General features: G+C 73.2%; 17 protein-coding genes. 9 read left to right on the top strand and 8 right to left on the bottom strand.

The window, feature by feature from the left end:
- The first annotated feature begins 28 nt into the window (after positions 1–28).
- Genes DB32_RS43330 through DB32_RS43320 form a run of 3 tightly spaced genes read left to right on the top strand, consistent with a single transcriptional unit; the run spans position 29 to position 1,509 of the window.
- The gene (locus DB32_RS43330; protein WP_053238534.1) at positions 29–601 is read left to right on the top strand and encodes a GNAT family N-acetyltransferase; all 573 of its coding nucleotides are present in this window, start codon (positions 29–31) and stop codon (positions 599–601) included.
- Positions 598–1,014: an NUDIX domain-containing protein gene (locus DB32_RS43325; protein ID WP_053239162.1), complete on the top strand. Its 417-nt coding sequence runs from the start codon at positions 598–600 to the stop codon at positions 1,012–1,014. The genes DB32_RS43330 and DB32_RS43325 overlap by 4 nt, the downstream gene beginning before the upstream one ends.
- 30 nt (positions 1,015–1,044) lie before the next feature.
- Positions 1,045–1,509, top strand: a complete 465-nt coding sequence (locus tag DB32_RS43320) for a nucleoside deaminase (protein WP_053238533.1) — start codon at positions 1,045–1,047, stop codon at positions 1,507–1,509.
- Here the strand turns inward: DB32_RS43320 and DB32_RS43315 are convergent.
- Positions 1,499–3,298 carry a hypothetical protein gene (locus DB32_RS43315; protein ID WP_053238532.1) on the bottom strand — a complete coding sequence of 600 codons (1,800 nt, stop codon included), beginning with the start codon at positions 3,296–3,298 and terminating at the stop codon, positions 1,499–1,501. The two genes, DB32_RS43320 and DB32_RS43315, sit on opposite strands and share 11 nt — an antisense overlap.
- Before the next feature lie 76 nt (positions 3,299–3,374).
- On the opposite strand from DB32_RS43315, the gene DB32_RS43310 reads away from it, so the two are divergent.
- On the top strand, positions 3,375–3,818 hold the full coding sequence (locus tag DB32_RS43310; protein ID WP_053238531.1) for a hypothetical protein: 444 nt from the start codon (positions 3,375–3,377) through the stop codon (positions 3,816–3,818).
- Here DB32_RS43310 and DB32_RS43305 read toward each other — a convergent pair whose 3' ends face one another.
- The 6 genes from DB32_RS43305 to DB32_RS43280 form a co-directional block, all read right to left on the bottom strand.
- A complete protein-coding gene (locus DB32_RS43305; protein WP_157070386.1) occupies positions 3,819–4,871 on the bottom strand; it encodes a hypothetical protein in 1,053 nt (350 codons plus the stop codon).
- Positions 4,802–6,814 (bottom strand): vWA domain-containing protein, encoded by a 2,013-nt coding sequence (locus tag DB32_RS43300; protein ID WP_053238529.1) that lies wholly within the window; start codon positions 6,812–6,814, stop codon positions 4,802–4,804. Before DB32_RS43300 ends, DB32_RS43305 begins: the two co-directional genes overlap by 70 nt.
- 61 nt (positions 6,815–6,875) lie before the next feature.
- A complete protein-coding gene (locus DB32_RS43295; RefSeq protein WP_205627134.1) occupies positions 6,876–7,646 on the bottom strand; it encodes a DUF6544 family protein in 771 nt (256 codons plus the stop codon).
- 484 nt (positions 7,647–8,130) lie between these two features.
- On the bottom strand, positions 8,131–8,385 hold the full coding sequence (locus tag DB32_RS43290) for a hypothetical protein (protein ID WP_053238528.1): 255 nt from the start codon (positions 8,383–8,385) through the stop codon (positions 8,131–8,133).
- Positions 8,382–10,490, bottom strand: a complete 2,109-nt coding sequence (ligA, locus tag DB32_RS43285) for an NAD-dependent DNA ligase LigA (RefSeq protein ID WP_083458428.1) — start codon at positions 10,488–10,490, stop codon at positions 8,382–8,384. The genes DB32_RS43290 and ligA overlap by 4 nt, the downstream gene beginning before the upstream one ends.
- 90 nt (positions 10,491–10,580) lie before the next feature.
- Positions 10,581–11,816, bottom strand: coding sequence for a hypothetical protein (locus tag DB32_RS43280; RefSeq protein ID WP_157070385.1), 1,236 nt, complete (start codon positions 11,814–11,816; stop codon positions 10,581–10,583).
- Positions 11,817–12,052: 236 nt separating this feature from the next.
- Between DB32_RS43280 and DB32_RS43275 the strand changes: the two genes are divergently transcribed.
- From DB32_RS43275 to DB32_RS43260, 4 genes are all read left to right on the top strand, one after another.
- A complete protein-coding gene (locus DB32_RS43275; RefSeq protein ID WP_053238525.1) occupies positions 12,053–12,799 on the top strand; it encodes a hypothetical protein in 747 nt (248 codons plus the stop codon).
- A 75-nt stretch (positions 12,800–12,874) separates the two neighbouring features.
- Positions 12,875–13,465: a TetR/AcrR family transcriptional regulator gene (locus DB32_RS43270; RefSeq protein ID WP_053238524.1), complete on the top strand. Its 591-nt coding sequence runs from the start codon at positions 12,875–12,877 to the stop codon at positions 13,463–13,465.
- Entirely contained in the window at positions 13,462–13,962 is a 501-nt protein-coding gene (locus DB32_RS43265) for a hypothetical protein (RefSeq protein WP_053238523.1), read from the top strand. The genes DB32_RS43270 and DB32_RS43265 overlap by 4 nt, the downstream gene beginning before the upstream one ends.
- Before the next feature lie 7 nt (positions 13,963–13,969).
- Positions 13,970–14,224: a DUF3072 domain-containing protein gene (locus DB32_RS43260; protein ID WP_053238522.1), complete on the top strand. Its 255-nt coding sequence runs from the start codon at positions 13,970–13,972 to the stop codon at positions 14,222–14,224.
- Between the two features lie 32 nt (positions 14,225–14,256).
- Here the strand turns inward: DB32_RS43260 and DB32_RS43255 are convergent, their stop codons facing one another.
- Complete coding sequence (locus tag DB32_RS43255; protein ID WP_157070384.1) at positions 14,257–15,378, bottom strand: hypothetical protein; 1,122 nt, start codon at positions 15,376–15,378, stop codon at positions 14,257–14,259.
- 159 nt (positions 15,379–15,537) lie between these two features.
- On the opposite strand from DB32_RS43255, the gene DB32_RS43250 reads away from it, so the two are divergent.
- Positions 15,538–19,710 carry a hypothetical protein gene (locus DB32_RS43250; protein WP_157070383.1) on the top strand — a complete coding sequence of 1,391 codons (4,173 nt, stop codon included), beginning with the start codon at positions 15,538–15,540 and terminating at the stop codon, positions 19,708–19,710.
- Positions 19,711–19,740: the final 30 nt, after the last annotated feature.

Genomic DNA, 19,740 nt, shown 5'->3' with positions numbered 1-19,740 from the left:
ACCGCGCGTGCGTTAGCATGCGCGGCGCATGCGTACGATCGAGACCGCGCGGCTCTTCCTGCGCGACTACACCCCCGACGACGCCGAGGCGATGCTCGTCATCGACGGCGATCCCGAGGTGATGCACTTCCTCGGCGGCGTGCAGCGCCGGACCGTCGCCGAGCAGCGCGCGTTCCTCGAGAAAGTCTGCGCGAAGTTCGACGGCTACCGCGCGCGCGGCCTGCCGTACTGCGCGATGGGCGCGTTCGAGCGCGACACCGGCGCGCTGATCGGCACCGCGCTGTTCAAGCCGCTGCCGTTCATGACGCCGGGATCCGAGGAGCGCGTCGACACCGACGATCTCGAGATCGGCTGGCACCTCGCGCGCGCCGCCTGGGGCAAGGGCTACGCGACGGAATTCGGCGCGGCGATGCGCGAGCGTGCGTTCACCACGACCGCGATCGACGAGGTGCGCGCGGTCGTCGATCCCGGCAACGTGCGCAGCGAGCGCGTGGCGTCGCGGCTCGGCCTGCGGCAGGTCGGGATCACCGAGCGTTATTACGCGCGCACGCTCACCGAATTCGTGCTCACGCGCGCCGAGTGGGAGGCTCGTTCACGATGAGGAAGGCGTTCTCGATCGCGGTGTATCCGCGGCGCGGCGATCGCGTGCTCTTGATCAAGCACACGCGGCTCGGGGTGTGGCTCCCGCCGGGCGGCGAGCTCGAAGAGGGCGAGACCCCGCTCGAGGCCGCGGTCCGCGAGCTGCGCGAGGAGACCGGGCTCGTGGGCACGTTCCCGATCGTCTCGGAGATCGAGGGCACGCCGCCGGGGCTCATCGGCTACGAGGAGCACGTCGCGGGCAAGAAGGGCGTGCACATGAACTTCGTGTTCGTCGCCGACGTGACCACCGACGAGATCACGCCGTGCGACGAGTTCACCGACTGGCGCTGGGTGACGCTCGAGGACGGGCCCTGGGAGCACGCACCGAAGAACGTGTACCAGCTCGCGGTGGTCGCGCTGCGCGCAGGACGTTGATCGCGCGCTGCGCGGCACGAGATCACGGCGATGCGAGAGGACGACGAGCGGTGGATGCGGCGGAGCTTCGAGCGCGCACGCGCCGCGCGGCGCGCGGGGAACACGCCGTTCGGCGCGGTGCTGGTCTCGCGCGACGGTGAGCTCCTCGCGGAGGCGGAGAACACCGCGACGAGCGACGGCGATCCGACGGGACACGCCGAGCTCAACCTGCTCCGCGGGCTCTTCGCGCGCGTCGGCGCCCATCGCCTCGAGGGCGCGACGCTCTACGCGAGCGGAGAGCCCTGCCCGATGTGCGCGGCGGCGATCGCGTGGGCGGGGATCCCGCGCGTCGTGTTCTCGGTGCCCGCCGCGCGCATCGGCGCGATCCTCGCGGGACGACCGGGCCCGACGTTCTCGATCGGCGTGCGCGACGTGCTCGCGGCGTCGTCGATCGTGGTGCGCGTCGAGGGCCCGTTCCTCGCCGACGAGGGCGAGCGCGCGATGCTCACAACATAGGCGACCACGCGATCACGCCGGCCTCGATCAGCTCGCGCAGCCAGGCCCGCGGATCGGGCGCCTCCTCGAGGAGCGCTACGAATTCCGTAGCGCGCATCGGCGCGCGCGCGAGCACGTCGAGCGCGTCGGCGACGATCTCGGCGATCGCGACCACGACGACCTCGCCGCGGTACGCGCCGATCAGGTACGTGCGCGCGCCCTTGCCCGGCTTCTGCCCGGAGTGCAGCGCGAACACGTCGCGATCGAACGGCATCACGCGGAACGTCTGGCTGCGCACCAGCTGCACGTGCTCGAGATCGCGCGGCAGCGCGCGCGCCGGCTCGGAGAGACGCTCGACGCGATCGTCGCCACGACGCGCCGCCGCGATCGCGGCCTCGAAGCGCGCGAGCTCCGCGATCTTCGGATCGCCGCCGCTGGTCGCGAGGAACGTCGCGAGGCGATCCGCGAGCGGAGCGCGCGCGAGGAGCGCGTCGCTGGTGGCGAGCGCGGTGAGCGTCGATCCGGCGCGACGCCCCAGCAGCGCGAGCGTCCGCGGCGCGCACGAGGCGACACCGTCGGCGAGCTGATCGACGCACAGCGCGCCCCGCTCGAGATCGCCGGTCTCGACGACCGTCGGCGCCGCGCCGCGCAGCGCCTTCGCGATCCGGCGATCCCACGCCGCGACGTCGACCGCCTTCGTGCCGTCGAGCGCACGCGCGACCTCGGTGCCCGCGTCGGTCGCGATCGACTCCGCCCACTTCGCCGCGCTGCCGCCGGCGTGCGCGGCGCGCTGCACGCGATCCCAGAGCGCGCGCCCGCTCCGCTGGATCGCCGCTTTCTTCGGATCGAACGACAGCGTCGCGAAGAGCAGCGCGTCGAACGCCTCCTCGACCCCAGTGCGGTACGCGCGCACGTCCTCGTAGCGGTCGGGGCCCACCGGCACCAGCTGCGCGAGCACGTCGCCCGTCTTGTCGAGCCGCGCGCGGTGTCCCGCGACGTACGCGAGCGCATCGCTCGACGCGTCGAGGAACGGATGCGGCGCGCGCACCCGGCGCCCGGTCGCGATCTCCTCGTCGATCGCCGCGAGCTCGCGCTCGAAGTGCGTGATGCCTTCCTTGATCAGCGTGGCCGAGCGGCTCGCGCGCACGCGCAGCGACGCCTCGTCCTCCTCGATCCAGCGCGCGTCCGCGAGGCGCGCGGCGGGATCACGCCCCGCGAGCTCGCGATCGAACGCGCCCTCGTCGAGGCGCATCGCCTGCTCGGGCCCGTACCACGTCACGACGGGCAAGAGCTCGTTGAGGCGCGCGCCGAGGTAGAGCTCCCAGCGCGAGCACCCGGGCCGGAAGAAGAAGCCCACCGCGCGATGCATCAGCTCGTGCGGGCCCCACTTGCCGACGTGATCGGGATGGAACGTCGCGAACGGCTCGTCCTGCAGGAATTGCTGGTATTTCCCGAGGCGCAGCACCCCGCGATCCCACTGTCCGTGCACGGGATCGCGCGTGCCCTCTTCGCCCGCGAGCGCGCGCGGCCACGTCATCACGCGGCGCAGATCGCCGTGCACCGTGCTCGCGCCGCGCATCGCGCCGAGCGCGACCATGCGGGTCGCGAAGGGCGAGGCCGCGACCTCGGCGACGGGCAGCGAGACCGCGCGCGCGAGCGCTTCGTGGATCGCTGGATCGCGCAGCGCGAGCGCGAGCTGGACGAGACGCGACGCGAGCACGTCGTCGGTGGCGCGCAGCAGCGCGCGGCGGCGCGCGGCAGGGCTCGCGCCGCGCGGCGCGTCGAAGGCGGGGAGGATGAAGGAGGGCATCGTCGGCGCGCGAGTCTGGCACGGGCGGCGAGGGCGCGCGGGACGAAGTCCCGACGACGGACTAGGCTCGATCGTCATGCGCTCGACGTCCGCGCTCGTGATCTCCTGGCTCGTGCTGCTCGGCGGTCTCCTCGCGACGGGATGCAGCACCTCGCGCGAGCGCGTCCCCGAGGGCGGCTTCGTCGACGCGGGCCCCGCGCACTGCGCGCGCGTCGCGACGTTCCGCGACGGCGACGCGTGCGACTTCGACGAGCCGTGTGTCGTGGACGACGGCTGCTGCGCGACGACGTGGACCTGCGAAGCGAGCTCGCTCGTGAGCGCGACCCGCTGCGGGCTGCCCGGCTGTTACAACACCTGCGAGGACGCGCTCGAGTCGGCGGAGCAAGGCGACCCGTGCGAGGGCGCGTTCTTCTGCTCGCAGTTCGACGATCGCCTGTGCTGCTCGCACAGCGTCGAGTGCGTCGGCGGTCGCGTGCAGGTCGAGGACGAGTGCCCGCCCGGGTGCGCGACCGCGGACTGATCAGATCCTCGCGATCTCCGCCTCGACGCTCTCGCCGACCTCGACCTCGCTGCGCGCCCGCGCGAGATCGCGCTCGAGCCCCGCGATCGCGCTGCGATCGGCGACACATGCCGCCATGCGCACCACCGTCTCCTCGAGCTGCGCGACGATCGACTCCAGCTTCGCGCGCGCCTCGGCGCGCCGGGCGTGCATCGTGCTCAGCGTCGCGCTCGCCGCCTCGGATCGCACCCACGCGCTCCGGCCGATCGCGCGATCGAGCTCGACGAGGTGCGCGCGCTGGCGCGTGGCCGCATCGACGAGCGCGCTCGCCGAGGCGAATGCCCCGTCGAACGCAGCGCCCAGCACCTTCGCCTCGCGGGCGATCGCAGCACGTGCCTTCGTCACCCGCGCCATCAGCGCCGCGTCGTGATCGTGGCGTCGACGCCGCGCGAGCACGATGCCCAGGACGAGCAGCGGAACGCTCAGCGTCACCGCGCCCGCGAGCCCCGCAGGCGACACGCGCGGCTCGACCACCGCCGCGGTCGGCGCGTCGTGCACGATCGGCGCCGCCTCGTCCCCGAGCACCTCCGCGACGATCACTCCGCTCAAGCTCGCGCGCAGCTCCGAGACCGTCACCAGATGACGCGCCGCGAGCGCCGGCACGTTGAGCCCGATCGTCGCGCCCGCGCCGGCCGGCACCTCGACGAGGTACGCGTGCGGTCCGCGCTGCTCGATCAGGCGCGCGCCCGCCGGGAACACCAGCGGCGAGGCGTCCTCCATCGAGCGCGACGCCGTCGTCACGTGCATCGCGTCGATCTCCGATCCGTCGATCGCGTTGCTCAGCGTGCCGCGCAGCAGCACTCGCACCGTCGCGCCCGGCGCCCACGACACGTCGGCGCGATCCCACGCGTCGATGCGATACGTCGCGACCACCCGATCCTGCGCGCCCGCGCGCGCCGCGATCGCGACGACCATCAGCGAGAGCGCCCAGGCGACGACGCGCCTCATCGCATCCTCCGGTCGCCGTAGTAGTTCATCGCCATCACCAGCGTGCGGCGCGAGTCCTCGCCCCACCCGCCCCACGCCGACGCGAGCACGCGCTGGTAGCCCTCGAGGATGCGCAGATCGTCGTCGAGCCCGCGATCGCGCCACAGATCTCGCGCCGCGCGCAGCAGCGTGATGCGCTCTTCGATCGCGAGCTGCGCGCCCGCGTAGTCGCCGCGATCGAGCGCGTCCGCCGTCGACTGCAGCGCATCGCCCGCTTGGAACGCGAGCACCGTGCGCTTCACCTGGCGCACCGTCGACGCGACGGCGGCCTCGGCATCGTGCGTGCGCTCCGCGGTCACGTCGACCGCCGCCTGCGCGTTGTGCTCGTCGACCAGGTCCTTCCAATCGAGCGACACCTGCGCGATCGACGTGCGATCGACGCCCGGCGGCACCTCGAGCTCCATCAGCACGACGTGCTGATCGCCACGCCGGAACGTCGGGAAGTGCATGCGCAGACCGCGCTGATCGTCCTCCTGGCGATCCCGCGCGATCCCGAGCTCGCGCGCGAGGCGCACGTCGGTCGCGACCTCGGTCCGCCGCACCGCCTGCGCCTCCTGCTGATCGAGCAGGCGCGATCCGTACACGCGCGTCGCGACCACGCCGGGCGCGAGCTCGATGCGCAGCCGGAGGTTCTGCGCGACCGCCTGGGCGCGCTCCTCGAGCTCGTCGGTGAGGATGCTCGCGATGTCCTCGCTGCGGCGCACGAAGTGGTAGCTGCCGCTGCCCTCGCGGGCGATCGAGAGCATGGTCTGCTCGTCGAAGTCGGTGCCCACGCCGAGCGTCGTCGTGAGCACGCCGCCCTCGTCGAAGAGCGCGCGGGCGCGCGCCGCGATCATGTCCGCGTTGGTCTGCCCGACGTTCGCGACACCGTCCGACAGCAGCACGACGAGCAGCACGTCGTTGGGGCGGCGGCGCTCCGGGCGGACCCGCGAGACGGCGGAGAGCGCGCCGTCGATGTTCGTTCCGCCGCCGATCACGAGCTGATCGATCGCGTGGTGCGCGCGCTGGCGATTGCCGACCCGCGCCGGCTCGAGATCGATGCTGGCGTCGTCGCTGTAGCTGATGAGCCCGAACGTATCGTTGGAGCTCAAACGATCGACGAGCGCGTGCGCCGCCTGGATCGCGTGGGTCCACTTGTCGCCGTGCATCGAGCCCGAGCGATCGATCACGAGCCGCACGTCCATGCGCGGGCGCGCCGGCATCTCGCCCTGGCGTGCCATCAGCGCGATCTGGAGGTGCACGCGCTCCCCTTCGGCGCGCAGCGTGGCGCGCTCGAGCTCGGCGTGGAGCGCGACCGCGTCGCGCGCCGGGACCGCGTAGGGAAGGCGTCCGAGCTCGTCGAACGCCTCGAGCCGCACGTGCTGACCGCCGACCATCACCCCGCGCTCGAGCAGATCTTCGAGCCGCGCCTGCGCGCCGCTTCCGCCGACGAACGTCGACGCGAGCACGCCGCTCTGGGGCAGCGGCGCCGCGACCGTCCGCTGCGTGGTCGGCATGCTCGGGATCGGCGCGCCGGCCGGGCGCCCACCGCCGCCGAGCGCACCCTGCAGCAGCGCGTCGACGTCGCCGCCGCGATCCTGGGGACCGCCCGAGGCAGCGGCGCGCGCACGTCGTTGCGCGGGCGGCGGAGGCGGCGCTGCGGCGGGCTCGGCCGGCATGCGCGCGAAGGGCTGATCCGCGAGCGCAACCGGCGTCGTCGGGGCGGACTGCGCGAGCACCGGCGCCGCTGCGACCCCGCTCGCCACCGCGTCCTGCTCGCGCTCGGCGCTCTCTTCGCGCGCCCCCTCCTCTGCGATCGCTGCCTCGTCGTCGGCGATCGCAGGGCTCACGATCGCCGGCGACGCGGCGGGCGAGTCCGCGGTGCGATCGCAGGCTGGGACGGTGAGCAGCGCGACGAGCGTCATCAGCACGAGCGCGATCCACCGCGGCGCGCGGTGCCGCGCGCCGCTGCACGAACGATCGTTCAACATTCGCTCTCTCCGGTCGGGTGTGGCCTACGACCCGAGCGATTCGAGCGACCTTGGGCGCGCGTCAGCGATACGTCGCGTCGTCGATCGTGACGCGGAAGAACTCGCCTTCTTCCCAGCGCGGCGTGCCGAAGAACCATCCGACGCGCACGCGCGACGGGATCGTGAAGCCCTCGAACGTGCGCTCGTCCTCGATCACACCGCCGAACGGGAACGTCGACGACGTGCCCGTCGCATCGGGATCGCCCCAGCGATCGAACACGATCTCGCGCAGCGCACCGTGCGCGTCGATCGTGTAGTCGATGCGGCCGCTCTCGCCGTGGATCGCGATCTCCGCGTCGGCGTGCGCATCGTCGCGCGCGTGCCACTCGGCGCCGGTGAGGATCGAGGGCAACCAGATCGCCTCCGCCTGCGCGCGCCCCGCGGCCGATCGCGACACGTCGACGCCCGACGCGCGCGCCACCGGGATCACGCCGAGCAAGCGCCAGTCGAGCGCGCCCGCGCCGTCGACCCAGCGATCCGATCCGCGCACCGGCAGTCCCTTCATGCGCACCCGCGCGCGCCACACGAAGCCGCGCGCCGCGTGGATCACCTGCTCCGCCTCGAACGCGCTCCACGCGCCTCCGAGCTTGATCTCCCCGTGCATCGCGAGCCGCACCGCATGCGCGAGCGGCGTGCCTCTCGCGATCGCGTGACGCAGATACCGCTGCGCAGCCGGCGGCAGCTGCGCGACCGCGCGCGCATCGAACCCCGCCCCCCGCGGTACGGCGTCGTCCCAGAGCTCTTCGAGCACGCGATCACGCATCCCCTCGACGTACGCACGAGCGAGCGCCACGCACCCGACGCGCACGCTCGCCGCAGCGACACGTCGACGCGCACGCAAGATCGCGCCGACCCGCCACTCCAACCGTCGGCGCGCGCGCGTCGCGCGCCCGCACCTCTTGCCCACCGGACGCGCGCACACGCGCGAAGCGCGGTGCTCTCCGAAATCCCGCGCAACGCGCGCACACGCGCGAAGCGCGGTGCTACCCGCGAGCGTCCGAGCCGCGCGAGCAGCGCGGATCGGCCGCGAGCTCTCCCCAGCCTCCACCAACGAGGCGGCAGAACCGCGGTACCGGGCGCGGGGTGAGGGTGCTCGCGCCTTCACGCAGCGGGTTCCGCACGACGGCAACGCGAGATCGTCGGCGAGCGAGCGCTGTGCGCGAAGCGCACGAGCGAGCGAAGCGCCGCGTCCCGAAGCTCTCACCGCCACGGTCCGGCGGCCGCGAGTACCAAGGCGCCGGCACCCTCACCCCGCGCCTCTCGCCGAAGCGTCTCGATCAAGCCAGTCGCATCAGCGCCCCTTCGGGCAACGAGATCGACATCTGCGCCACCCGTCCCTCCCCGAGCTCGATCGAGAAGAAGAACGTCGGCGCGCCACCCGTCCCGACGTCGTGCTCGAAGCGCCCGGTGATCCATCCGCCCGAGCAGCACAGCTCGACGATGTCGCCGCCGTGCAGTGAACGATCGTTCAAGAACCACGCCTCGCCGCCGCGCGCGATCCCGCGCCGCAGCGATCCCGTCTCGTTCTTCATCCTGCGAGCATCCTCAGCAGCTCCGCCTCGTCGATCACCGCGACGCCGAGCTCCTTCGCCTTCTCGAGCTTGCTGCCCGCTTCCTCGCCCGCGACGACGAAGTCGGTCTTCTTGCTCACCGAGCCCGAGACCTTGCCGCCCGCGGCCTTGATCATGTCGCCCGCCTGATCGCGCTTCAGCGTCGGCAGCGTGCCGGTGAGCACGAACGTCTTGCCCGCGATGCCCTCGACGTCGGCGCGCGCCGCGCTCGCCGCCTCGAGCTTCACGCCCGCGTGCACGAGCCCCGCGAAGATCGCGCGCAGCGTCGGCGAGTCGATCTCCGCGAAGATGCTGTCCGCCGTCTTCCGCGCGAGGCCCTCGATCGCGCCGTTGCCGCCCTCGGGCGCGACCACCGCGATCGCGCTCTCGTCGCCGTTCGCATACCGCTGCGCGAACTCGCGAAGCTTCTCGTAGGTGCCGAAGTACGACGCGAGGTCCTCGCTCATCGTCTCGCCGACGTGACGGATCGCGAGCGCCGCGAGCACCTTCGCGAGGCCGCGCCCCTTCGCGGTCTCGAGCGAGCGCACGACGTTCTCCGCGCTCTTCTTGCCCATGCGCTCGAGCGACGAGAGCTGTTCCACCGTGAGCTCGAAGAGCTGATCGGGCGTGCGCACGCCGAGCTTGTCGATCACCTGATCGATCAGCGACTCGCCGAGCCCGTCGATCGCCATCTGCCGCCGACCCGCGAAGTGCTTGAGCTTCTCGCGCACCTTCGAGGGGCAGAGCTCGTTGGGGCAGTTCACGAAGATCTCTTCGACGACGACCGGCGTCTCGCAGTCCGGGCAGTGCGTCGGGCGCAGGATCGGGCGCGCATCCGCGGGCCGACGCGCGCGATCGACGTCGACGACCTGCGGGATGATGTCGCCCGCCTTCTCGACGAGCACGAAGTCGCCGACGCGGATGTCCTTGCGCTCGATCTCGACGAAGTTGTGGAGCGACGCGCGCCCCACCGTCGTGCCCGCGAGCTGCACCGGATCGAGCTGCGCGACCGGCGTGATCTTGCCGGTCTTGCCCACGCTGAGCTCCACGCCGAGCAGCTTCGTCGCCTTGCGCTCGGGCGGGAACTTGTACGCGATGCCCCAGTGCGGGTGGTGCCCGGTCGCGCCGAGCTGCGCGTAGTGCCGCAGCTCCTCGATCTTGATGACCATCCCGTCGATGTCGAACTCGAGCGTGCCGCGCCGACCGCCGAATTCCGCGCAGTACGCGAGCACGCTCTCCGCGTCGCCGAGCACGCGCACCAGGTCGAGATAGACCGGCGCGCCCATCTCCGAGAGCCACTTCAGCACGCCGCTCTGCGTGCTCGGCAGCGTGACGCCCTCGGCCCACGGCACCTGGTAGAGGAAGGACGTGATGCCGACGCTCTCGAGGCCCTCGACCTCCTTGCGCTTGATCATCCCGGCGCAGCCGTTGCGCGGGTTCGCGATCGTCTCCTCGCCCGCTTCCTTCAGTTTCGCGTTGTAGGCGTCGAAGCGCGCGCGCGGCCAGTAGAGCTCGCCGCGCACCTCGAGCGAGCCCTTCGGGCCGTCGATCTTCGCGGGCACCGCGCGCGCCTGCTTCACCTGCTTCGTGATGTCGTCGCCCTTGCGACCGTCACCGCGCGTCACCGCGCGCACGAGCTTTCCGTGCTCGTAGAGCAGCGAGACGCTGATGCCGTCGATCTTCGGCTCGACGAAGAGCGGCAAGGGCGCGCCCGTCGCGAGCTCGAGATCCTTGCGGCGGCGCTCGACCCACTGCGCGAGCTGCTCGGCGATCGGCATCGCCTCGCCCTTGCTGTCCTTGCGGTTCGGCGTGAGCTTCTCGAGCGAGAGCATCGGCACACGATGCTCGACCTCCTGGAAGCCCTCGGTGTGCTGCTCCGCGCCGGGCGCCGCATCGAGCCGCTCCGCCGCCGGCACCTTCAGCGCGTCGGCGAGCTCCGAGTAGCGATCGACCATGTCGTCGAACGCCGCGTCGGGGATCTCGGGGCGACCCTCGCGATAGATCTTCTCGTGATAGCGAATCTGCGTCGCGAGCTCCTCGAGCTCGATGCGCATGCGGTGGGTATCGGGGCTCTCGTTCTTGCTCATCGCCGACCTGAGACGGCGCAGTCTACATCGCGGGCGGCGCACATCTGCCGCGCGCCGCGCGGCCCCGGGGCTCGGGGCCGCGCGCCGAGATCAGCGGAGCTCGGGCACGCTGCACATCAGCGCGATCGCGTCGAGCGAGTCACCCGCGCGGATCACCGCGCCCCGCGCGATCGATCCCGCGGGACACGTCGACTCGGGGAACGCCGAGCCACCGCTGCCGCCGACCGAAGGCCGCGCCGAGGGCGTGCCGATCACGAGCGCGAGCGACGCGCCGGTGCCGCTCACGGTGAGGCTCGCGCACGAGATCGTGATGCTGTCGACGAGCGCGCCGCGGCGTCCGACGAACCCCGTGACGATCTCGCCGGGCGCGCAGCGCGTGCTCGCCATCACCGGTCCGGTGTGGCCGCCGCGCAGCGGCAGCGTGGCGCCTGCGCCGATCGAGACGGTGTATCCGCCGCTGCCGTCGTGCGTGAGCGCGGGGGTCCCGCACGCCGCCGCGAGGCGCTGGAAGTAGCCGTTCGCCGAGCTCAAGAGGCCGTCGAAGCCGATCAGCACCTGGCCCTCGGGGCACGCGTCGTCGAAGCGCGTGCCGCCGGTCACGTTGCCGCGCATCGGCGACTCGACGCCCGCCGGGAACGCGAGCACGGGATCCCCACACGTCGCCGCGACGCCCTCGCACACGCCCGCGGTGCACACGTCGTCCGCGGTGCAGCGATCGCCGTCGTCGCACGCGCCGCCTTCGTTGCCCGGGGCGGGCACGCACGCGCCGGTCGCGTCGCACGCGCCGACGTTGCAGGCGTCGTCCATCGCGGTGCAGTCGAGCGCGGTGCCCTCGCACGTGCCCGCGGTGCACGCGTCCTCGGTGGTGCAGGGATCGCCGTCGTCGCAGCGGGTGCGATCGGGGCGCGGGATCGTCCCGCAGGTTCCGTCGGCCGGGTCGCACACGCCGACGACGCAGGCGCCGTCCATCGCCGAGCAGTCGACGCCGGTGCAGCGCGAGCCGGCGTCGCTGCCCGCGTCGCTCGTGCCGCCGTCGCTGCCCGCGTCGGGCGTGCCCGCGTCGCTGCCCGCGTCGAGCGCGCCCGAGTCGGGAAGGCCGGCATCCGGCGCGCTCGCGTCGGCACCGCCGTCGTCGCCCGCGTCGAGCGGCGGCGCCGCGTCGATGGGCGCGGCATCGATCGCAGGCACGTACGCGTCGACGCTGGTGCTCGCATCGCGACGCCCCGCGTCGACGCGCCCTCCACCTCCGTCGTCGTCGTCCGCGGCGCACGCCGCGCCCCATGTCCCGATCACCACGATCGCCAAGCAGCTCCGAAGCTTCCCCACGCGTACCTCCGCCACCGAGCGCGCGATCGCTGCGGCCGCAAGGGATCGGCGCTCGGTGCCGCGGAGGGGGCGCGTCGCGCCCGAGCGGGTCTCGCGCGCGTGACGCGGAGATCGCATTTCACACGCCGGAAACAATCGGTGCAGCGTCGCTGCGGGAAGTCGCGCACCACCGGACGTTCCGCCGCGTTGACGACGTCGTCCCTCCCGCCGACACTCGCGGACCCCACGGAGGAGCGATGCGCCGCTACGTCCCAGTCATCGTCGTCGCCGCGTTGCTCTTCGGCCTCGCGCTGCCCGGCTGTGCCTCGGCGACGCACGCGGTGCGTCAGCGCTTCGCGGCCGAGCACGGCTGCGGAGAGCGCGAGGTGACCGTGGAGGATCTCACGAGCGGCGCGTATCGCGCATCCGGGTGCGGGCGCACGGCGACCTACGTCTCGACCTGCAACGAGGCGAACTGCACGAGCACGACGATCATCCGCGAGGTGAGCGGCGAGGAAGCGGTGTCGGGACCGCCGAGCGACGTCGCGAGCACGCAGCGCCAGGTCATCGGGAGCGAGAGGGGCGCCGCGCCGGAGGCGATCCGCGCGGTGAGCCGGGTCCGCACCGAAGCAGGCTGGGCGCTCGAGACGACCGCGCAGCTCGAGGGCGCGAGGGTGTCGCTGCACGCGGTGCCGAGCGCCGATCCGCGGCGCGTGTGGTGGTCGATCCGGATTCCCACGACCGCGCCGGACGAGACCTGTTCGACGCGCGTGCTCGTCGACGGCACGCGCGTCGATCTCGAGGTCGTGCAGCGCCACCCGGTGGTCGAAGGGCAAGAGGTCCGGAGCCTCGTCGATCTGGACGTGCTCACCGCCTTCGCGACTGCGGCGCGCGTGATCGGACAGACCTGCGGCCACGAGTGGGTGGTGGGGCCCGAAGCGCAAGGCCGTCTCCTCGGGTTCGTCGAGCGCGTGAACGAGGAGTCGGCGCTCTCGTCACCGTGAGTGGCGCTCGAGGCCGCTCTGCGGAAGTGAGCTGGACTCATTTCTGCGCGAGCGTCAGGCTCGGGCGCGCCGACGATGCACGAGGAGCGGATCGCCAAGGGCGAGCGGACGCGGCGGCGACTGCTCGAGATCGCGACGGACGAGCTCGCGACGCGTGGTGAGCTCGATCTCGCGCGGCTCGCCTCGCGCGCCGGGGTGAGCGCGGGGTTGCCCTACCGCTACTACCCGACGAAGTCGGAGTGGATCCGCGCGCTCGTGGGGTCGTTCTTCGATCGCTTCGACGCGCAGGTGTTCGACGCGCACTTCTCCGGCGAGACCTGGACCGCGCGGGAGCGCGCGCGCACCGAGGCGTTCGTGCGGTTCTTCCTGACCGAGCCGCTCGCGCCGTTCGTCAGCGCGGTCTCGAGCGACGCGAGCGTCGCGGCGGGACAGCGCGACCGCGTGGCCCAGCAGATCAAGCGCGCCGCGAAGAACGTGCGCGCCGGACAGCGCCTCGGCGAGGTCGACGCGGAGCTCGATCCCGAGCTCGCCGCGACCGTGCTGATCGGCGGGATGGTGCAGGCGATCAACCGCGCGCTCCTCGGCGAGATGAAGCGCTCGCGCGCGAAGCTCACCGAGCAGGTGTGGCGCGTGGTGGTGAACCTGCTCCGGCTGCGCGAGCCGTGAGCGAGCTGGTCGCCGAGATCGAGCGCACGTTGGACGGCGCGATCGACCCGCGCGAGCGCGTGCTCTCGTGGGTGCGGCTCCTCGACCTCGCGGTCGCGCGCGAGCCCGACACGAGCAGCGCCGCGCGCGTCGCGCTCACGTCCGCGATGGTCGCCGCGGGACGCGCGCTCCTCGATGCCGGTGTGCTCGAGCTCGACACGAACGTGCGCGCGACCGTCGCGGCGGCGGAGCGTTACCTCGAGCACCCCGACGAGGCGTGTTGGACGGCCTACGAGGAGGCCGCGACCGCGAGCTATCCGTTCGGCTCGGGCGACGGCTGCTTCGCGATCGCCGAGCTCGCGAGCTCGTGCGCCGCGGGGAGCGGCTGCCGCAGCGGGGCCGGCGCGCTCTACTTCGTGGCGCAGGCGATCGGCGAGGCACGCCTCGTCGACGCGGTGGGTCCGGCGCTCGCCGAGCGGTGCGCGCGAGCACGCGCGGCACGAACGCTGCTGCGGTGATCGGCACATGGAGCATCCGAAGAAGCCGGTGCCGGGCCGCGACTTCGATCCGCGTCGGAGCAACCTCGAGAAGGATCCCGACGACTGGGTGAGCGGCGACGATCCGATGACCGACGCGCAGTCCTCGTACCTCGCGACGCTCTGCGAGCAGGCCCACGAGGAGTTCGAGCCGCACCTCACGAAGGCCGAGGCGAGCAAGCGCATCGACGCGCTGCGCGCGAAGCTCGGGCTTCCCGATCACCACCGCCACGACACGCACTGAGCGGTCACGCGCCACGCGTGGTGCGCGGCGCATCACTCACCCGCGAGCGCGAGCCCGATCTCGCGCGCGAGCGCGTCCGTGAAGCGGTCGAACGACTCGACGCACGCGGACTCGATCACCACGTGCGCGCCCGCGTCGCGCATCGCGGCCGCATGCTCGAGGAGACGCCGTCCGGGGTACGCCGAGACACCGCTCGCACCGCGGAGGCACGCGGGCAGCGGCCACGTGCGACCGGGCTCGAACCGGATCTGCATGTCGGGATGCGCGAGGAGCGCCTCGGCGTCGACGTCGCGCGGATCGCTCACCGCCGCGGGCGGGGCGCCGAGCACCGTCGCGACCACGACGCGGCGGGGATCGTCGCGCAGCGCGAGCAGACCTCGCACATAGCGCTCGACCGGGCGCAGCGCCTCCGGGTGGCGCACGGACCGCACGGGGAGCTCGCCGTCGTAACGATCCGACGCGAGGTCGTAGAGCGAGAGGTCCGCGGTCGAGGCGTCGTCGTGCGCGGTGACGAGCACGATCACGAGCACGCTCTCGTCGCGCACGAGCCCGGCGTTCGCGCCGTCGCCGTGGCCCGCGCCGCGCTCGAACGCCGGCGCGACGTAGCCGGGCGCGGTCCACGACGTCGCGCGCGCCGGCGAGAGCGCCTTCAGCGCCGCCTCGAGCGCCTGCACGACGAAGCAGTCGTCGGAGCCGACGCGGTAGAGGTCCGCGAGCGCATGCGCGACCGTGTCCACCTCGTCGCCCTCCTCGAGGACCTGCAGCGCCGCGTGCTCGGTCATCGTGCGCGCGCCGTCGATCAGCTGCGCATCGTCGCCGCCGTCGGGGCCGCAGCCGTAGTCCTCGACCACGCCCGCGCCGAGGTCGGCCGTGATCACCCCCGCGCGCAGCGAGCGCACCGCCGGCTGCTCGGGAACGCCGTCCCGATCGACGTCGCCGCTCGCCAGCGCATGCAGGAACGCGGGGGTCGCCTCGGACAGCGCGCCTTGCAGCCGAGTCGCGTACGAGAACGCGTCGATCACGAACAGGATGTCGACGCGAGCGGTCGGCGCGAGCGGTGGACGCCCGGCGTCCGGGTCGCTCGCGACGTCGCGCGAGAGCGACGCGTCGTGCGGCTCCGCCGGCGACGTCGCGCACGCGGAGAGCAGCATCATCGTCGCGCACCATCGCCGCATCGCGGGCGCGCACTGCGAGCACCGTGCCTCGCGCGATCTCTCGCATCTCCGGCGCGCGGCGAGCCAACCGCGTTGGCGATCGTCGTGACGGAAGGGCGCGCTTGTTGCGGCCTCGCGAGCCGTGTGACGCTCGCCGGCATGACGCGCCTCTCGTGGTCGCTGCTCGTCCTCGCGCTCGTGCTCCCGTCGGTCGTGCACGCCCAGGCGCCGCTCGCGCCGAGCGACGTGCCCGCGCCGCTCCAGCCGTGGATCCCGTGGGCGCTCGACGGCGCGGAGACCTACGGCTGCACGTTCATGCCCGACGGCTCGCCGCGCTGCATCTGGCCCGGCGAGCTCGCGCTCGCCGTCGAGCCGGGGGGCGCGACGTTCGTGCTCAGCGTCTCGCTCGATCACGCGAGCACCGTGACGCTCCCCGGCGACGAGCGACGCTGGCCGCTCGACGTGCGCGTCGACGGTCGCGCGGTGCCGGTGCGTCGCGGCGGCGCGCCGCTCGTCGATCTGCCCGCGGGCGCGTTCCGCATCGAGGGCCGCTTCACGTGGACCGAGCAGCCCGAGACGATCGCGATCCCGTTCGACGTCGGGCGCATCTCGCTGCGCACGCCCGAGGGCCTCGTCACCCGCCCGCGCCGCGACGCGACCACGCTCTGGCTGCAGACCGCGACGCGCGAGGCCGCGCAGGAGGACACGCTCTCGATCGAGGTGTTCCGGCGCATCGACGACGGCTCGCCGATGCGCATCACCACGCGCATCGCGCTGCGGGTCGGCGGTCGCCCCCGCGAGATCGCGCTCGGGCGCGCGCTGCTCGAGGGCGTCGATCCGATCGCGGTCACCTCGAGCGCGCCGGTGCGCATGAGCGAGGACGGCGAGCTCACCGTGCAGGTGCAGGCGGGCTCCTTCGACGTCGAGGTCGTCGGCGTGCGCGCCTCGCTCGACGCGCCGCTCCGCGCGATCCCCCGCGCCGAGATCTGGCCCGCCGAGGAGATCTGGGTGTGGAGCGCCGACGAGGCGCTCCGTCAGGTCGAGCTCGCGGGCGCCGATCGCATCGACCCCGATCGCACCAACCTGCCCGGCGAGTGGCGCGGCCTTCCGACCTATCTCGCGCCCTCCGCGTCGGCCGAGCTCACGCTGACCACCACGCGCCGCGGCAACCCCGCGCCGCCGCCCAACCAGGTCTCGCTCTCGCGCGAGCTCTGGCTCGATCCCGACGGCGAGGGCCTCACCGGCATCGACCTGCTCAGCGGTCAGATGCACCAGCGCTGGCGCCTCGAGCTCGCGCACGGCGTGCTCGGCCGCGCGACGGTCGACGGATCGCCGCACCTCATCTCGGCGCTCGCCGAGGACGGGCGCGCCGGTGTGGAGCTGCGCCGTCCGACGATCGACGTGCGCGCCGAGTGGCGCGACGACGCGACCAGCAACGTGTTCTCCGCGGTGGGCTGGGACGAGGACGTGCAGAGCCTCGTCGCGACCCTCCACCTCGCGCCCGGGTTCCGCCTCATCGCGGCGAGCGGCGTCGATCACGCCGCGACCTGGCTCGATCGCTGGAACCTCTGGGGGCTCTTCTTCGTGCTCGTGATCTCGCTCGCGATCGGTCGCCTCGCCGGGCCCGTCGCGGGCGCGACGTCGCTCGCGGTGCTCGTGCTCTCGTACCACGCGCCGGATGCGCCGTTCCTCGTGTGGATCCCGCTGGTGATCACGCTCGCGCTCGCCAAGGCGCTGCCGCGCGGATGGATGCGCGAGTCGATGCGCTACGCGTTCCACGTCTGCTTCGCGCTGCTCTGCCTGCTCGTCGTGTACTTCGCGGGCTACGAGCTGCGGCGCGGAATCTGGCCCTACGCCGATCCCAGCGCGCCCGCGTTCGAGGTGCGCGAGGAAGAGCAGCTCTCCGCGCTCGGCTACGCGACCGGCGGCATGGCACCCGCCGCGCCCGCCGCCGAGCCGATGATGGCCGACGACGCCGAGGGCGGCGGCGGACGGCGCTACCGCGGCGGTGAGGCCGACGAGAGCGGCGGCTTCTTCGGCAGCAGCAGCGACGCGTCGCGCAGCCCGAACCTCTGGTCCTACGAGCCCAACGCGGTGCTGCAGACCGGACCGGGCGTGCCCTCGTGGCAGTCGCGCGGCGGTCAGACGATCACGCTCTCGTGGGACGGCCCGGTGACCCACGACACCCAGGTGCGCCTCTGGCTCGTCACCCCGTTCGAGAACGCGGTGCTCGCGATCCTCGAGGTCGCGCTCTTCGGGCTCTTCCTCTACTTCCTCTACCGCGCGCGCCCCCAGCCGCCGCCGCCCGCGCCTGCCGAGGAGAGCGCACCCGCGCCGATCGCCGCGGCCGCCGTGCTGCTCGCGATCGTGATCGCCCCGGCGGCGATCGCGCGCGCCCAGGACGCGTACGAGCCCTCGCCGCAGATGCTCGAGCAGCTGCGCACCCGCCTCACCCGGGCCCCGCGCTGCGCGCCGAATTGCGCCGACCTCGCGGCCGCGACGATCTCGATCGCGAGCGGTCGCCTGGTGATCGATCTCGACGTGCAGGCGAGCGCGCTCTCCGCGGTGCCGCTGCCCGGACCGCTCGACGCGTGGTCGCCCGCGACGATCACCATCGACGGCGGCGCGACCACCGCCGCCGCGCGCGCCGACGACGGCTACCTCTACGCGCGCGTCCCCCAGGGCGCGCACCGGGTGCGGCTCGAGGGCGCGCTCCCCTCGAGCGACGCGTTCACCCTCGCGTTCGCCGCCGCGCCGCACCACGCGCAAGTGAGCGCGCCGGGCTGGGAGGTCGACGGCCTCTCGGGCGGCGATCGCATCGGCAGCTCGATCCAGCTGCGGCGCTCGGTCGGCACCGAGCCCGGCGAGGGCGAAGGCGAGACCGGCGGCGGCGCGTCGATCCGCGTCGTGCCGTGGCTCTCGCTCGAGCGCTCGTTCGCGCTCGGCATCCGCTGGGAGGCGACGACCACGGTGCGCCGCACGTCGGCGATCGGCGCCCCGATCGTCGCGCGCATCCCGCTGCTCCCCGGCGAGTCGGTGCTCTCGTCGGATCTCACCGTCGAGAACGGCGTCGTCGTGGTCACGCTCGGCGGCACCGAGACCGAGCGCTCGTGGTCGAGCGTGCTCACGCCGCGCGAGTCGCTCGAGCTCACCGCGCCCACCAGCGAGCGCCGCAGCGAGACCTGGCGCGTGTCGTGCGGCACCGTGTGGCGCTGCGAGACGCGCGATCTCGACCCGGTGAGCATCGAGCAGGACGGGATGTGGCAGCCCCAGTTCCGCCCCTTCCCCGGCGACACGCTGCACGTCGACGTCGCGCGCCTTCCCGCGGCACAGGGCCAGTCGATGACGATCGACGGAGCGCGCCTCACGCTGCGCCCCGGCGAGCGCCTCACCATCGCGACGCTCTCGCTCGACGTGCGCAGCAGCGTCGGCTCGACCCAGACGATCACGCTCCCCGAGGGCGCGGTGCTGCAGTCGGTGATGGTCGCGGGCGAGCGCCGCTCGGTCGAGCAGCGCGATCGTCAGGTGAGCCTGACCATCGCGCCGGGCGCGACCCACGTCGATCTCGAGTGGCAGGAGCCGCGCGCGCTCGACCTCGTGTACCGCACGTCGCCGGTGACGCTCTCGGGCGGCGCGGTGAACGCGACCGTCGTCATCGAGCGGCCGAGCCGGTGGACGCTCTGGCTGAGCGGGCCGGCGTGGGGCCCGGTCGTGCTCTTCTGGCCGTACCTGCTGGTGCTGATCGTGGTGTCGATCGCGCTCGCGCGCGTGCTCGCGGCGCGCGACGGAACGCGCGCCGGCGTCAGCGCGCTCGACTGGGCGCTGCTCGGGCTCGGGCTCTCGCAGCTGCCGTGGCAGATCGTGTGGATCGTCCCGAGCTGGGTCGCGCTGATCGAGTGGCGCCGCCGCACGCCCGATCTCAGCGCGGGCTGGTCGGATCTGCGCCAGCTCGTGATCCTCGGCTGGACCCTGATCACCGCGATCGTGCTCTACGCGGTGATCCACGTCGGCCTGCTCGTCGATCCCGACACCTCGATCGCGCCCGATCTCTACGCGACGCTCGAGTGGTACGTCGATCGCGTCGACGGGCCCGAGGCGTCGCTCCCGATCGCGACGATGATCTCGGTGCCGACGTGGGCCTACCACGTCGTGATGCTGCTCTGGTCGCTCTGGCTCGCGGCGCGGCTGATCGCGTGGTCGCGCTGGGCGTTCGCCGCGTTCGTCGCGGGCGGCATGTGGAGGACGTGGCCGCCGAAGAAGCCCGCCGTCCCGCCGCCCGCGCCGGCACCCGTGAGCGCGCCCGTCGAGGCGCCGCCGTCGGGCGAAGGCTGAGAGACCGTTCGAACTCGGCTCGCCGGCGCA

The sequence above is a fragment of the Sandaracinus amylolyticus genome (assembly GCF_000737325.1).
Classification (GTDB): Bacteria; Myxococcota_A; Polyangia; order Polyangiales; family Sandaracinaceae; genus Sandaracinus; species Sandaracinus amylolyticus.
This window is presented reverse-complemented; position numbering and strand designations above follow the sequence as displayed.

Excerpts from the sequence above, each read along its gene's own strand:
- DB32_RS43330 (WP_053238534.1), top strand. The coding sequence starts at position 29 with ATGCGTACGATCGAGACCGCGCGGCTCTTCCTGCGCGACTACACCCCC.
- DB32_RS43325 (WP_053239162.1), top strand. The coding sequence starts at position 598 with ATGAGGAAGGCGTTCTCGATCGCGGTGTATCCGCGGCGCGGCGATCGC.
- DB32_RS43320 (WP_053238533.1), top strand. The coding sequence starts at position 1,045 with ATGCGAGAGGACGACGAGCGGTGGATGCGGCGGAGCTTCGAGCGCGCA.
- DB32_RS43315 (WP_053238532.1), bottom strand. The coding sequence starts at position 3,298 with ATGCCCTCCTTCATCCTCCCCGCCTTCGACGCGCCGCGCGGCGCGAGC.
- DB32_RS43310 (WP_053238531.1), top strand. The coding sequence starts at position 3,375 with ATGCGCTCGACGTCCGCGCTCGTGATCTCCTGGCTCGTGCTGCTCGGC.
- DB32_RS43300 (WP_053238529.1), bottom strand. The coding sequence starts at position 6,814 with ATGTTGAACGATCGTTCGTGCAGCGGCGCGCGGCACCGCGCGCCGCGG.
- DB32_RS43290 (WP_053238528.1), bottom strand. The coding sequence starts at position 8,385 with ATGAAGAACGAGACGGGATCGCTGCGGCGCGGGATCGCGCGCGGCGGC.
- ligA (WP_083458428.1), bottom strand. The coding sequence starts at position 10,490 with ATGAGCAAGAACGAGAGCCCCGATACCCACCGCATGCGCATCGAGCTC.
- DB32_RS43275 (WP_053238525.1), top strand. The coding sequence starts at position 12,053 with ATGCGCCGCTACGTCCCAGTCATCGTCGTCGCCGCGTTGCTCTTCGGC.
- DB32_RS43270 (WP_053238524.1), top strand. The coding sequence starts at position 12,875 with ATGCACGAGGAGCGGATCGCCAAGGGCGAGCGGACGCGGCGGCGACTG.
- DB32_RS43260 (WP_053238522.1), top strand. The coding sequence starts at position 13,970 with ATGGAGCATCCGAAGAAGCCGGTGCCGGGCCGCGACTTCGATCCGCGT.
- DB32_RS43255 (WP_157070384.1), bottom strand. The coding sequence starts at position 15,378 with ATGATGCTGCTCTCCGCGTGCGCGACGTCGCCGGCGGAGCCGCACGAC.
- DB32_RS43250 (WP_157070383.1), top strand. The coding sequence starts at position 15,538 with ATGACGCGCCTCTCGTGGTCGCTGCTCGTCCTCGCGCTCGTGCTCCCG.